This is a genomic window from Aquabacterium sp. OR-4 (assembly GCF_025290835.2).
In the GTDB taxonomy this organism is placed as follows: Bacteria; Pseudomonadota; Gammaproteobacteria; order Burkholderiales; family Burkholderiaceae_C; genus Pseudaquabacterium.
On sequence record NZ_JAOCQD020000001.1, the window covers coordinates 1,041,178 to 1,055,555 of the forward strand.

The following is a 14,378-nucleotide window of genomic DNA, read 5'->3' on the forward strand; positions in this document are numbered from 1 at the left end:
CTCGCGCATGGCGCTCAACGGCGATCCGGTTGTCCAGGACGACCTCAGTGCCCTGTCGTGGGTGCACGACGAGCTGCGGCGTTCGCTCGACACCGCGCACAAGGCGCTGCGGCGTTACCTGAAAGAGTCTGGCGAGGGCAGCGATCTCGACCGCGTCGATCCAGCCGTGCTGCGCCAGGCGCGCAGCCAGCTGCACCAGAGCGTGGGTGTGCTCGAACTGGTGGCACTGGGTCCGGCCATCGAACTGCTGCGCGCGGCCGAGGCGGCGCTGCAGCGGCTGTCGGCCAAGACCCGGCTGATCACGCCGGCGGCGGTGGACACCATCGAGCGCGGCTCGTTCGCGCTGCTCGACTACATCGGCCGCCGGCTGGCCGGCAAGGCGGTGTCGCCGCTGGCCTTGTTTCCGCAGTACAAGGCACTGCAGGAGCTGGCCGGGGCCATCCGCATCCATCCGGCCGACCTGTGGCCGGTGCCGTTCACCTGGCGCCTGCTGCCGGCCGAGGCCGGCCTGCTGCCGCGCCACCCCGATGCCGGTGCGATCGGCGAGGTCGAATCCGACCTGCTGGCGCTGATGCGCGGTGCGCAGCCCAGCGTGGCCGCGCGCATGAGCGAGGTGTTTGCGGCCATCGGCGCCGGCACGCTGCAGGCCGCGCCGCATGACCGCGCGCACCAGCAGCTGGCCACGCTGTGGCGCCTGGCTGCCGGCTTCTACGAGGCCCAGGCCGATGGCCTGCTGGGCCCGGATGTCTACTCCAAGCGGGTGGGCTCGCAACTGCTCAAGCAACTGCGTGCCGGCGAGGACGCCGAGGCGGCCGAACGCCTGGCGCACGACCTGCTCTATTTCTGCGGCCAGGCCGCGCCCCGACCCGGCGTGCCGATGTCGGGCGGGCCGGGTGTGCGCCTGGCGGCAGTGCGCGAGGTCTACGGCCTGCGCGATGCGCCGCCGGTCGACATCACGGTGGCCCGGCTGGGCCGCTTTGATCCGGCCTGGATGTCGCAGGCGCGCAAGCGCGTCGCGGCGGCCAAGGAGGTGTGGTCGGCGGTGGCTGGTGGCGATCTGGCCCGCCTGCCGGGCCTGCCCGAGCAGTTCACGCTGGTGGCCGACTCGCTGCAGCGCCTGTACCCCGATGGCGGCGTGCTGGGCCAGGCCCTGCAGGCCGCGGTGCAGCAAACCCTGGCCAGCGGCGCCGAGCCGCCGGCCGAGCTGGCGATGGAGGTGGCCACCGCGCTGCTGTACGTCGACGCTTCGCTCGACGACGCCGATTTCGATCATCCCGAGCTGGTGCAGCGCATCCACCGCCTGTCCCAGCGCATCGAGCAGGTGCGCCAGCAGCGCGACCCCGGCACGCTCGAGCTGTGGATGGAGGAGCTGTACCGCCGCGTCTCCGACCGCCAGACCATGGGCAGCGTGGTGGCCGAGCTGCGCGCCTCGCTGTCCGAGGTCGAGAAGAACATCGACCAGTACTTCCGCGATCCGTCGCAGCGCTCGGTGCTGATCCCGGTGCCCGGGCAACTGGGCTCGATGCGTGGCGTGCTGTCGGTGCTGGGCCTGGACCAGGCCTCGCAGGCCGTGCTGCGCATGCGCGACGACGTGGCCGCGCTGGCCGAGACCGAGGTCGATCCGCAGCGCGCCATCGAGGCCGGCACCTTCGACCGCCTGGCCGACAACCTGGGCGCGCTGAGCTTCCTGATCGACATGGTGGCGGTGCAGCCGCAGATGGCCAAGTCGCTGTTCCGCTTCGATGTCCACACCGGCAGCCTGTCGGCGGTGATGGCCCGCGAAGACCGGCCGTCGGGCTTTGGCGAACTCGATGCCCGCCATGAACAGGCCCAGCGCCAGGCCCCGCGCGACACCGACGCGCTGGCCGTGACGCTCGATTTCGACCGCATGGTCAAGCAGGCGCGTGTGCAGCAGCGCGCCGCGCATCCCGAGCAGGGCCGCCAGGGCCTGCCGCTGATGCACCTGGACGAGCCGCCCACCCAGCCGCATGGCGTGCATCCCACCTCGGCCGACGTGGGCAGCACCCTGCGCTTCGACCGCGGCACCGACATCGCCACCGTGCGCCTGGAACGGCCCACCGAGATCGACGACGAGCGCACCATCCAGCTGCCGCGCCGCCACCTCGACGACGAGGCCAAGACCATCCAGCTCGAGCGCCGGCCCACGCCGGCCGACGAAGGGCAGGGCGCCACGCAGCCGCACTTTCCGTCGGCCTGGGGCGACGATGACCGCACGCTGCAGATCCCGCGCGCGGCGGCCTTTGACGACGACCAGGCCACCACCATCCAGCTGCCGCGCCGCGACACGCCGGCCGCGCAGCCGCCCGGCCACGCCGCCACCGTGCCGGCGCCGATGCCGCCGGCGGCACCGCTGGTCGACAGCGGCCTCGAAGACGATCCCGAGATGCGGGAGATCTTCCTGGAAGAGGCTGCCGAGGTGCTGCAGTCGGCCGGCGAAGGCCTGCAGGCGCTGCAGATCCGCCACGACGACCATGCCGCGATGACCACCGTGCGGCGCGCCTTCCACACCCTGAAGGGCAGCGCCCGCATGGTGGGCTTGCGCCGCTTCGGCGAGGCCTCGTGGGCCTGCGAGCAGCTCTACAACACGCGCCTGGCCGAACACCATGGCGCCGACACCGACCTGCGCGAGTTCACCGCCGAGGCCCTGGCCTACATCGGTGACTGGGTCAGCGCGCTGACTGCCGGGGATGCCTCGGCCTTCGACCCCGACGTGGTGGCCCATCCGGCCGATGCGCTGCGCATCAGCCACCGCCGCCTGCCGCTGGGCGCCGTGCTGCCGGCCGAGCCGGTGGCCGATGCCACGCTGCCCGCGCCGGCCGAGGCCCTGCCCGAAGCGCAGGCGCTTGCTCCTGCCGCGCCCACGGCACCTGCCGCGCCCGCCATCCCTGCCGCCGGCGCTGCACCCACGGCGCTGCCGCCCCTGCCCTCGGGCCTGCCGCTGCCGGCCTTCGATCTGGGCCTGATGGCCGGCGAGGGGCTGGCAGCTGTCGAACCGGCCGATCTGACTCCGGCCCCGGCCGCCGCGCTGCCCGGCCTGCTCGAGCGCGTGCCCGACCTGCCCACCGCCGCCGATCTCGACTTCAGCCTGGCCCCCGCACTCGACGACGACACCTCGGCCGCGCCCCTGCTGCCGCTGGAAGCCGCCGCGCCGGCCCCGCTGGCGCAGCCCGAGGCGATCGAGCTCACCCTGCCCGATCTCGACCTGGCATCGCTGGACGGCGGCGCAGCGGCACTGCCGTCGGCCGACGCGCTGAATGGCGCGGCGACCGATCCGTTGCCGCTCCCCGAGGCCATCGAGGCCATCGAGACCGTGGCCGCCGCCGAGGCCATCGAGCTGACTGACCTGCTGCTGCCTGCCGAGGCCGATCTGGCCCCGACCCAGCCGCTGCCCGGCGTGCCCGCCGGGCCGGCGCTCGACGTGCTGGTGGAACCGCCGGCGCCGATGGACGCCACGCTGCCGCTGCCCGCGCCCGATGCCGTGCCCGACCTGGTGCTCGACCTCGACACGCTGGCCGCCGAGCCGGCCGCCACGCCCCAGCCCACACCCGTGGCCGAGCCGGAACCCGTGCTGGCCGCCGAGCCCGAAGAGGCCTTCAAGCAGATCGGCCCGCTGCGCATCGGCATCCCGCTGTTCAACATCTACCTCAACGAGGCCGACGAGCTGTCGCGCCGCCTGGGCGTGGAGCTGGCCGAGTGGTCGCACGAGCTGCACCGCCCGGTGGGCGAAACCGCGGTGGCGCTGGCCCATTCGCTGGCCGGCAGCTCGGGCACGGTGGGTTATGCCGATCTGTCGCAGCTGGCGCGTGCGCTGGAACATGCGCTCGAGCGCGCCCAGGACCGCGGCCACGGCCATGCCGACGAAGCCGCCCTGTTCACCCGCGGCGGCGAAGAGATCCGCCGCCTGCTGCACCTGTTTGCCGCCGGCTTCCTGAACGCCCCCGAGGCCGAGCTGCTGCAGCAGCTGCAGGACGCCGCCCACGCCGCGCCCGAGCCGGCACTCACCGACCTGGGCGCGCTGGACGGCGCCGAGCCCACCGCTCCGGGCGAACTGCCGGCCCTGGCGCAGGCCGACCAGGACGCGCCGGCCGAGCTGGCACCGGCCACCCAGCCGGTGGCGCCGGTCGCCGCCGACCTGCCCGACCTGCCTGCCGCGCCCGCGATCGCCGAAGTCGCAGAAGTCGCCGAAGCCGCCATGCCGGCACCGGTGGTGCCGTCGACGGTGGTGCCGGTGGTGCCGGCCGAGCTGGGCCGTGCGGCCCTGCTGCCCTTCACTGCCCTGCCCGAAGCGGCTGCGCCGGTGGCCACGCCGCTGCGCGATGCCGGCCCGGGCCTCGACGACGAGATCGACGCCGTCGACTCGCTCGACGAAGAGCTGTTCCCGGTGTTCGTCGAAGAAGGCCTGGAGCTGCTGCCGCAGCTGCACGGCCGCCTGCGCGACTGGAGCCAGCGCCCGGGCGATGGTGCCGCCGCGTCGGCCTGCATGCGCAGCCTGCACACCCTCAAGGGCAGTTCGCGCCTGGCCGGCGCGATGCACCTGGGCGAGATGGCCCACCGGCTGGAGAGCGCGGTGGCCCGCCAGGCCGCCCGCGGCGCCGCGGCCACGGCCGCCGACATCGAACCGCTGATCGCCTACACCGACCTGCTGGAGGCCCATTTCGACCGGCTGCGCGGCGTGGCCCGCAGCGACGAGTCGCTCGACACGCGCTTCACCATGCCCGCCCTGCTGGCCGAGCTGCCGGCCGCGGTGCCGGTGGCGCGGCAGCCGGTGGCGCCGGTGCAGCCGGCGGCCATGCCCGCGCCGGCACCGCGCGTCGGCCCGGCCGCCGGGGGCGCGCCCTCGCGCCGCATCGACTGGCGCCAGTTCCAGGCAGCCGGCGTGTCGGCCGCCACCGCGCCGCAGGCCGACCGCAGCAGTGCCGCCACCGCGGCGCAGCACGGCAGCGTGCGGGTGCGCGTGCCGCTGCTCGACCGTCTGGTCAACCAGGCCGGCGAGGTGAGCTTCTCGCGCACCCGCATCGAAACCGATCTGCGCCAGTTCAAGGGCGCGCTGGTCGACCTGAACGAAAACCTGGAGCGCCTGCGCTCGCAGCTGCGCGACATCGAGCTGCAGGCCGAAAGCCAGATCGGCAGCCGGCTCGAGGCGGCGCGCGCTGCCGCGCAGCAGTTCGATCCGCTCGAGATGGACCGCTTCACGCGCTTCCAGGAACTCACGCGCATGATGGTCGAGTCGGTGTCCGACGTGGCCACCGTGCAGCGCGGCCTGCAGCGCACGCTGCAGTCGACCGAAGACGCGCTGGCCCACCAGGCGCGCATGACGCGCGACATGCAGGACGACCTGCTGCGCACGCGCATGGTCGAGTTCGAGGGCCTGTCTGAGCGCCTTTACCGCGTGGTGCGCCAGGCGGCCAAGGAGACCGGCAAGCCGGTGCGCCTGGACATCGTGGGCGGCTCGATCGAAATCGACCGCGGCGTGCTCGACCGCATGACCCCGGCCTTTGAGCACCTGCTGCGCAACAGCGTGGTGCACGGCATCGAGCCTGCCGCCGAGCGCGCGGCCGCCGGCAAGGACGCCACGGGCACGATCACGCTCGCCGTCAGCCAGCTCGGCAACGAGGTGGCGGTGGATGTGCGCGACGACGGCGGCGGCCTGCACCTGGACAAGATCCGCGAGCGCGCGCTGGCCCTCGGCCTGCTGGCACCCGACGCCACGCCCGACGATGGCGAGCTGGCCAACCTGGTGTTCCAGCCCGGCTTCACCACCGCCGCCGCGCTGACCGATCTGGCCGGCCGCGGCGTGGGCATGGACGTGGTGCGCACCGATGTCAACGCCATGGGCGGGCGCATCGAGACCGCCAGCGCGCCGGGCCAGGGCGCCAGCTTCAAGCTGGTGCTGCCGCTCACCACCGCCGTCACGCAGGTGGTGATGCTGCGCTGCGGTGAGCGCACCGTGGCCGTGCCGTCGACGCTGGTCGAGACCGTCAAGCGCATTCCGGCCGACGAGCTGGCCCAGGCCTACGAGCGTGGCCTGGCCGCGCACGCCGGACGCGAGCTGCCGTTCTTCTGGCTCGACAGCCTGTTGCAGGGTTCGCCACGCGGCACGCTGGGCGGGCGCAGCGGCCAGTCGGTGGTGGTGCGCAGTGCCGACCAGCGCATCGTGCTGCATGTGGACGACGTGCTGGGCAACCAGGAAGTGGTCATCAAGCACCTGGGCCCGCAGCTGGCACGCCTGCCCGGCATGGTGGGCATGACGCTGCTGCCCTCGGGCCTGCCCGCGCCGATCTACAACCCGGTGGCGCTGGCCACGCTGTACGGCGAGCATGCCCGCGCACAGGCCACCGAGTCGCAGCGCGAGGCCCGGCGCGCGGCGGCCGATGCGCGCCCGGCACCGGTGGTGGCCCAGGCGCCGATGGTGCTGGTGGTCGACGATTCGCTCACCGTGCGCCGCGTCACCCAGCGCCTGCTCGAGCGCGAGGGTTACCGCGTGACGGTGGCCAAGGATGGTCTGGACGCACTGGAAAAGCTCACCGGCGAGCTGCCATCGGTGATCCTGAGCGACATCGAAATGCCGCGCATGGACGGCTTCGACCTGGTGCGCAACCTGCGCAGCGACGAGCAGCTGACCCGCCTGCCGGTGATCATGATCACCTCGCGCATTGCGCAAAAGCACCGCGACTACGCCGCCGAACTGGGCGTCAACCACTACCTCGGCAAGCCTTACGCCGAGGACGAGTTGCTGGCCCTGGTGGCGCGCTACGCGCGCAGCGGCGTGGCAGCCGCGGCCTGAACCCGGCGCTGCGCCCGGCCGGCGGCCGGTGCGCCGCGCGCGATCCGCTGCCGATCAGCTGCCGATGGCGCGTGACTTCACCACCGCAAAGCGCGCCAGCGTCTGCTCGCGCGCGGCGGCGTGGTCGACGATGGGGGCCGGGTAGTCGCGGCCCAGCACCACGCCGGCGGCGGCCAGGTCGACCGGCCGCGCCTGCCAGGGTGCATGGATCAGCTTGGGTGCCAGCCGTGCCAGCTGCGGCAGGTAGCGCTGGATGAAGCGGCCCTCGGGGTCGAAGCGCTCGCTCTGGCTGACCGGGTTGAAGATGCGGAAATAGGGCTGCGCATCGCAGCCGGTGGAGGCCGCCCACTGCCAGCCGCCGTTGTTGGCGGCCAGGTCGAAGTCGTTCAGGTGGATGGCGAAATAGGCCTCGCCGCGGCGCCAGTCCAGCCCCAGGTCCTTGGTCAGAAAGCTGGCCACCACCATGCGCAGGCGGTTGTGCATGTAGCCGGTCTGGTTGAGCTGGGCCATGGCGGCGTCCACCAGCGGGTAGCCGGTGCGGCCCTCGCACCAGGCGGCAAACAGCGCCTCGGCCTGTTTGCCGTGCTCCCAGCGGATGGCGTCGTACTCGGGCCGGAAGGCGTGGCCCACCACGCGCGGGTGGTGGTGCAGCACCTGGTGGTAGAAGTCGCGCCAGATCAGCTCGCTGAGCCACACCTCGGCGCCGCGCGAGCCACCGCGCATGCGGTCCCAGGCCTCGCGCGCCAGGCGGCGGATCGACACCGTGCCGAAGCGCAGGTGCGTGCTCAGGTAGCTGGGGCCCTTCACGGCCGGGTAGTCGCGCGCGTCGTGGTAGCCGTCGATGCGCTGCTCGAGAAAATCGTCCAGCAGCTCCAGCGCGCCGGTGCTGCCGGTGGGCAGCTTCAGCTGGTGCAGATTGGTCGGCAAAAAGCCGATGTCGGCCAGCGTGGGCACCGCCAGCGCCAGGGCCGGCGGGCGCGGCGCCAGGTGGCGGGCATGGCGGGCCACCGGGTAGGGGCGCAGGTAGAAGCCGTCGCCACGCGGGTGGCCGGCGGCGCCCAGCTTCTTCAGCCAGGCGTTCTTGTAGGGCGTGAACACGCCATACGGGCTGCCGGTGGCGGTGAGCACCTCGCTGCGCTCGAACACGGTCACGTCCTTGGCCGTGTGCAGCACGATGCCGGCATCGGCCAGGCGGCCGCGCACCTTGGCGTCACGGGTCAGCGCGGCGGGTTCGTCGTCGTGGGCGCAGTAGACAGCCTGCACGCCCAGCTCGGCGGCCAGTGCGGGCAGTTCGGTGTCGGCATGGCCGTGGCGCACGATCAGGCCGGCGCCCTCGACACCATGCGCCTGGCCCAGCGCGCGCAGCTGGGCGTCCAGATCCACCAGGCTGTCGCGGATGAACTCCACACGGCGGTCGGCCTGGCGGCCCGCGGCTTGCAGGGCATCGAGGATGCTGCGGTCGAACACGAAGGCGCAATACACCTGCCGCGCCTGGGTGAGCGCGTGGTACAGCGCGGCGTGGTCGTCAACGCGCAGGTCGCGGCGAAACCACACCAGCGCGCGTGGCAGGTCGGGCTGGGGTGGGTGAGCGTGGGGGGCGGTGGTCACGGGCAGGAGTGTGGCGCAACTTAGAATCCCCGCCATGTCTGCGGACCGCCTGAACCTTGCGAACCAGTTCCTGATCGCCATGCCCGGCATGGCCGACGATACGTTTGCGGGCGCCGTGGTCTACCTGTGCGAGCACACCGAGAAGGGTGCGCTGGGCCTGGTGATCAACAAGCCCATCGACATCAAGCTGAAGAACCTGTTCGAGAAGGTCGAGATCGAGCTGCACCAGCCGGCGCTGGCCGAGCAGCCGGTGTTTTTTGGCGGGCCGGTGCAGACCGAGCGTGGTTTCGTGCTGCACGAGCAGCGCAGCGGTGCCGAACCCTACAGCTCCACGCTGGCCATCCCCGGCGGCCTGGAGATGACCACCAGCAAGGACGTGCTCGAGGACATGGCCCATGGCGCCGGCCCGCGGCGCATGCTGGTCACGCTGGGCTACAGCGGCTGGGCGGCCGGGCAGCTGGAGGAAGAGCTGGGCCGCAACGGCTGGCTCACCGTGGATGCCTGCCCCGAGATCCTCTTCGAGGCGCCGATCGACAAGCGTTACGAGCGCGCCGTGGCCCTGCTGGGCTTTGATCCGCTGATGCTGTCGCAAGAGGCGGGGCACGCGTGAAGGCAGGCCCTGCCACGATGTCGCCGCCCCGCAACCTGCAGTACCTGGCTTTCGACTTCGGCACCAAGCGCGTGGGCGTGGCCACCGGCAACACGGTGATCGGCCGCGCCAGTGCGCTGGCCACCATCGCCGCCGAGGGCGACGCGCGTTTCGCCAGGATCGGCGCGCTGATCGCCGAATGGCGCCCCGACGCCCTGGTGGTGGGCGTGCCCCGCCACCCCGACGGCGCCCCGCACGAGAACACCCAGCGCGCGCAGCGCTTTGCGCGCCAGCTGCACGGCCGCTTTCGCCTGCCGGTGCACGAGGTCGACGAGCGCTACACCACGGTCGAGGCCATCGCCGCCGGCGCCGCCGATGTGGATGCCGCCTCGGCCGCCGTGATCCTCGACCAGTACCTGAACCCGATGCCCACCCCTTCCACCTCGCAAGGCAGCGACACCGAATGAGCACCCTGACCCTCGATGCCGAGGCGCTGTATGCCGAACTGCGCACCGGCGTGCGCCCGCTGATGCGGCCCGACACCCTGCTGCTGGGCGTGTGGTCGGGCGGCGCCTGGCTGGCCGAGCGCCTGGCCGCCGACCTGGGCCTGGCCGCCAGGCCCGGCGTGATCAGCAGCGCGCTGCACCGCGACGACTTCGGCGCCCGCGGCCTGGCCAGCGGCACCGATGCCACCAAGATCCCGTATGCGGTGGACGGCGCCCACATCCTGCTGCTCGACGACGTGCTCTACACCGGCCGCACCATCCGCGCGGTGATCAACGAGCTGTTCGACTTTGGCCGCCCGGCCAGCGTCACGCTGGCGGTGCTGGTGGACCGCGGCGGCCGCCAGCTGCCCATCGCCGCCGCCTATGCCGCGGCCAAGCTGGCGCTGCCGGCCTCGCAGAAGCTGGCGCTGGCGCGCGGTGCCGACGGCCGCTTCACGTTCTCGATCGAAGGCGAGGTGACATGACCCGCCCCGAAGCGCCTTCGGCACCTCCCTCCAGGGGGCACCGCCAGCGGCCCGGCGAAGCCGGTTCCGCGGCGGTCGCTGGGTTGCGACCGATTCATGCGACGTGGGTGCCGCTTGGCAGCATGGAGAACAGAGATGCTCAATAAGCGCAATCCGCAGCTCAACCGCAACGGCGAGCTGATCCACCTGCTGTCCATCGAGGGCCTGCCGCGCGATGTGGTGAGCAACATCCTCGACACCGCCGGCACCTTTCTCAGCGTCAACGACCGCGAGGTCAAGAAGGTGCCGCTGCTGCGCGGCAAGAGCGTGTTCAACCTGTTCTTCGAGAACAGCACGCGCACCCGCACCACCTTCGAGATCGCGGCCAAGCGGCTGTCCGCCGACGTCATCAACCTCGACATCGCCAAGAGCAGCGCGGCCAAGGGCGAGAGCCTGCTCGACACCATCGCCAACCTCAGCGCGATGCATGCCGACATGTTTGTGGTGCGCCACAGCGAGAGCGGCGCGCCCTACCTGATCGCCCAGCACTGCGCGCCGCATGTGCATGTGGTCAACGCCGGCGATGGCCGCCACGCCCACCCCACCCAGGGCCTGCTGGACATGTACACGATCCGGCACTTCAAGAAGGACTTCACCCAGCTGAGTGTGGCCATCGTCGGCGACATCGTGCACAGCCGCGTGGCGCGCTCGGACATCCATGCCCTCACCACGCTGGGTGTGCCCGACATCCGCGCCGTGGGCCCCAAGACCCTGGTGCCGGGCGATCTGCGCGACATGGGTGTGCGGGTGTGCCACGACATGGCCGAGGGCATTCGCGGGGCCGACGTGATCATCATGCTGCGCCTGCAAAACGAGCGCATGAGCGGCGCCATGCTGCCGAGTGCCGGCGAGTTCTTCAAGAACTACGGCCTCACCGACGACAAGCTGGCACTGGCCAAGCCCGATGCCATCGTGATGCACCCGGGCCCGATCAACCGCGGCGTGGAGATCGACTCGTCGGTGGCCGACGGCACGCACAGCGTGATCCTGCCGCAGGTGACCTTCGGCATCGCCGTGCGCATGGCCGTGATGTCCATCATTGCCGGGAATGAGGCATGAGCCCCCTGACTCACTATCGTTCGTCGCCCCCCGAGGGGGTGTGCCTCCTTGAGGCGGCTCGGCGGAGGCACGCATGAAGATCCTGATCCAAGGCGGCCGGGTGATCGACCCGGCATCGGGCCGCGACGAGGTGGCCGATCTGGCCATCGCCGCCGGGCGCATCGTGGCCATCGGTGCGCCGCGGCCCGAGTTCCAGGCCAACCGCGTGATCGATGCGCGTGGCTGCATCGTGGCGCCGGGCCTGGTGGATCTGGCCGCGCGCCTGCGCGAGCCGGGCCACGAGCACGAAGGCATGCTGGAGAGCGAGCTGAACGCCGCCGCGGCCGGTGGCGTCACCAGCCTGGTGTGCCCGCCCGACACCGACCCCGCGCTCGACGAGCCGGGCCTGGTGGACATGCTCAAGTTCCGCGCGCGCAAGCTCAGTCTGTGCCGGCTGTTCCCGCTGGGCGCGCTCACCCGCGGCCTGGCCGGCGAGGTGCTCACCGAGATGGCCGAGTTGACCGAGAGCGGCTGCGTCGGCTTCAGCCAGGCCGAGGTGCCGGTAAAGGACACCCAGGTGCTGCAGCGCGCGCTGCAGTACGCCGCCACCTTTGGCTACACGGTGTGGCTGCGGCCGCAGGACGGCTGGCTGGGCAAGGGCGTGGCGGCCAGCGGCGCGGTGGCCACGCGCCTGGGCCTGAGCGGCGTGCCGGTGGCGGCCGAGACGATTGCGCTGCTCACCATCCTCGAGCTGGTGCGGGCCACCGGTGCGCGGGTGCACCTGTGCCGCCTGTCCAGCGCGGCCGGCGTGGCCCTGGTGCGCGCGGCCAAGGCCGAGGGCCTGCCGGTGACGGCCGATGTCAGCATCAACAGCCTGCACCTGACCGATGTGGACATCGGCTTCTTCAACCCGGCGATGCGCCTGACGCCGCCGCTGCGCCAGGGTGCTGACCGCAATGCGCTGCGCGCTGCGCTGGCCGATGGCACGCTGGACGCGCTGGTGTCCGACCACACGCCGGTGGACGCCGACGAGAAGAACATCCCCTTCGGCGAGGCCGAGCCCGGCGCCACCGGGCTGGAGCTGCTGCTGAGCCTGGCGCTCAAGTGGGGCGCCGACGCCGGCTTGCCGCTGGCCACCGCGCTGGCGCGCATCACCTGCGACCCGGTGCGCGTGCTGGGCGAGGCGCTGGGCTCGCTCAGCTCCTCGGCCGGCCGGCTCACCGATGGCGGCGTGGCCGATGTCTGCGTGTTCGACCCCGCCGCGGTGTGGACGGCCGAGCCGCGCCTGCTCAAGAGCCAGGGCAAGCACACGCCCTTCGCCTTCGAGACCAGCGGCACCGCGCTGCCGGGCCGGGTGCGCGCCACCCTGGTGGCCGGCACCGTGGCCTACGAAGCCGCCGGCGCAGCGTGAGCGGGCCGAGCGCCGGGCCGGCTGTCCCCTCGGGGGATCGGCCGGCGTGCCCGCCGGGCCTGGGGCGGCCATGACCCGCGCCGCTCTGGCGTCGTGGCGCGCGTTGCGCGTGCTGCTGCATGTGCTGCAGGGCCTGCTGCTGGTGGGGCTGCTGTTTCCGCGGCTGCCCGAGGCCCGGCGCCATGCGCACATCGGCCACTGGTCGCGCGGCCTGCTGCGCGTGCTGGGCCTGACGGTTCAGGTGAGCGGCCAGGCGCGGCCCGGCGCCACGCTGCTGATCGCCAACCATGTGTCGTGGCTGGACATCGCGGCGCTGCACGCTGCGGTGCCGCAGGCGCGCTTCGTGTCCAAGGCCGATGTGAGGCACTGGCCGCTGGTGGGCTGGCTGGTGGCCGGGGCCGGCACGCTGTTCATCGAGCGCGAACGCAAGCGCGACGCACTGCGCGTGGTGCACGCCATGGCCGAGGCCCTGCAGGCCGGCGGCACGGTGGCGGTGTTTCCCGAGGGCACCACCGGCCCGGGGCCCGAGCTGCTGCCCTTTCATGCCAACCTGCTGCAGGCGGCGATCGCCACGGCCACGCCCATCCAGCCGGCGACACTGCGGTATCTGCAGCCGGGTGAGGCCTTCAGCACCGCGGCGCAGTACATCGGCGAGACCACGCTGGCCCAGAGCATCTGGCGCATCGCCAGCGCGCGCGGCCTGCAGGTGCAGGTCAATCTGCTGCCCGCGCAGGCCACGGCCCATGCCGACCGCCGTGCGCTGGCCGAGCACCTGCGCGGCCTGATCTCGGATCATCTGGCGCGCTCGGCCGCCGGGTAGCATCCAGCCGATGGACGGCCAGACCTTGCACCTCTGCCGTGTCGGCATCGGCATCGGCATCGGCATCGGGCCCGAGTACGTGGTCGGCCTGCGCCGCGACGCGGTGCCGCAGCGCACCGGGGCCCGCATCGCCCCAGCCGCCGCACCCTCTGAATCACCGGCCAGGAGAACCTGCCCATGACCCCCGGCCTGCTGTTGGCCTTTGACGATGAACAGGCCGCCGCCAGCGCGCTGGCCCAGGCGCTGGCGGTGCCGCTGGCGCTGATCGGCCGCCACCACTTTCCCGATGGCGAGACGCGCCTGCACCTGCCGCCCGTGCTGCCGGCCGAGCTGCTGCTCTACCGCGGCCTGCACCGGCCCAATGACAAGCTGGCCGAGCTGCTGATCGCCTGCCCCGCGGCGCGCGAGCTGGGCGCGCGGCACATCGTGCTGGTGAGCCCCTACCTGGCCTACATGCGCCAGGACATCGCCTTCAGCCCCGGCGAGGCGGTGAGCCAGCGCCACATCGGCGCCGCGCTGTCGCGCCTGGTCGACGGGCTGATCACGGTGGATCCGCACCTGCACCGCATTGCCTCGATGGACGAGGTGATGCCCGGCTGCCGCACCGTGGCCCTCACCGCCGCCGGCCTGCTGGGCGCCTGGGTGGCGGCCCAGGTGCCGGGCGCGCTGCTGCTGGGGCCCGATGAAGAATCGGCGCAATGGGTCACCGTGGCCGGCCGCGCGCACGGGCTGGCGCATGCGGTGTGCGTGAAGCAGCGCTTTGGCGACCGCGACGTGCGCGTGGCCCTGCCCGCGGGCCTGAGCCTGGCCGGCCGCGCCGTGGTGCTGCTGGACGACGTGGCCAGCACCGGCCGCACGCTGGCCGAGGCGGCACTGGCCGCCCGCGCGGCCGGCGCGGCCAGCGTGGACGTGGCGGTGACCCACGGCCTGTTCGTGGGCCAGGCGGTGGCCGAGCTGCGCGCCGTGGGCGTGCGCCACCTGTGGTGCACCGATGCCGTGCCGCATGCCAGCGCCTGCGTGCCGCTGGCGCCGCTGCTGGCCCAGGCGGTGCGCCAGCTGTGACCTGAGGGGTTACAGCCGGTCGCCCGAGCTGGGCGC

The 14,378-nt window shown here is 72.7% G+C and carries 10 protein-coding genes; 9 read left to right on the top strand and 1 reads right to left on the bottom strand.

Annotation, left to right across the window (positions count from 1 at the left end; all coding sequences use genetic code 11):
• Positions 1-7 precede the first annotated feature (7 nt).
• The gene (locus N4G63_RS04375) at positions 8-6,805 is read left to right on the top strand and encodes a hybrid sensor histidine kinase/response regulator (RefSeq protein WP_314599388.1); all 6,798 of its coding nucleotides are present in this window, start codon (positions 8-10) and stop codon (positions 6,803-6,805) included.
• Between the two features lie 54 nt (positions 6,806-6,859).
• Here N4G63_RS04375 and N4G63_RS04380 read toward each other — a convergent pair whose 3' ends face one another.
• Entirely contained in the window at positions 6,860-8,413 is a 1,554-nt protein-coding gene (locus N4G63_RS04380; protein ID WP_260790345.1) for a cryptochrome/photolyase family protein, read from the bottom strand.
• A gap of 34 nt (positions 8,414-8,447) precedes the next feature.
• On the opposite strand from N4G63_RS04380, the gene N4G63_RS04385 reads away from it, so the two are divergent.
• The 8 genes from N4G63_RS04385 (at position 8,448) to N4G63_RS04420 (ending at position 14,342) form a co-directional block, all read left to right on the top strand.
• Positions 8,448-9,023, top strand: a complete 576-nt coding sequence (locus N4G63_RS04385) for a YqgE/AlgH family protein (protein WP_314599389.1) — start codon at positions 8,448-8,450, stop codon at positions 9,021-9,023.
• 17 nt (positions 9,024-9,040) lie between these two features.
• The gene (gene ruvX / locus N4G63_RS04390) at positions 9,041-9,469 is read left to right on the top strand and encodes a Holliday junction resolvase RuvX (RefSeq protein WP_260790346.1); all 429 of its coding nucleotides are present in this window, start codon (positions 9,041-9,043) and stop codon (positions 9,467-9,469) included.
• Positions 9,466-9,972: a bifunctional pyr operon transcriptional regulator/uracil phosphoribosyltransferase PyrR gene (gene pyrR / locus N4G63_RS04395; RefSeq protein WP_314599390.1), complete on the top strand. Its 507-nt coding sequence runs from the start codon at positions 9,466-9,468 to the stop codon at positions 9,970-9,972. The genes ruvX and pyrR overlap by 4 nt, the downstream gene beginning before the upstream one ends.
• A gap of 135 nt (positions 9,973-10,107) precedes the next feature.
• Positions 10,108-11,070, top strand: a complete 963-nt coding sequence (locus tag N4G63_RS04400; protein WP_260790347.1) for an aspartate carbamoyltransferase catalytic subunit — start codon at positions 10,108-10,110, stop codon at positions 11,068-11,070.
• Between the two features lie 73 nt (positions 11,071-11,143).
• On the top strand, positions 11,144-12,460 hold the full coding sequence (locus N4G63_RS04405) for a dihydroorotase (RefSeq protein ID WP_260790348.1): 1,317 nt from the start codon (positions 11,144-11,146) through the stop codon (positions 12,458-12,460).
• Between the two features lie 70 nt (positions 12,461-12,530).
• Positions 12,531-13,280: a lysophospholipid acyltransferase family protein gene (locus N4G63_RS04410; protein WP_260790349.1), complete on the top strand. Its 750-nt coding sequence runs from the start codon at positions 12,531-12,533 to the stop codon at positions 13,278-13,280.
• Positions 13,281-13,290: 10 nt separating this feature from the next.
• Positions 13,291-13,461: a hypothetical protein gene (locus N4G63_RS04415; RefSeq protein WP_260790350.1), complete on the top strand. Its 171-nt coding sequence runs from the start codon at positions 13,291-13,293 to the stop codon at positions 13,459-13,461.
• Complete coding sequence (locus tag N4G63_RS04420) at positions 13,458-14,342, top strand: ribose-phosphate diphosphokinase (protein WP_260790351.1); 885 nt, start codon at positions 13,458-13,460, stop codon at positions 14,340-14,342. Before N4G63_RS04415 ends, N4G63_RS04420 begins: the two co-directional genes overlap by 4 nt.
• Positions 14,343-14,378: the final 36 nt, after the last annotated feature.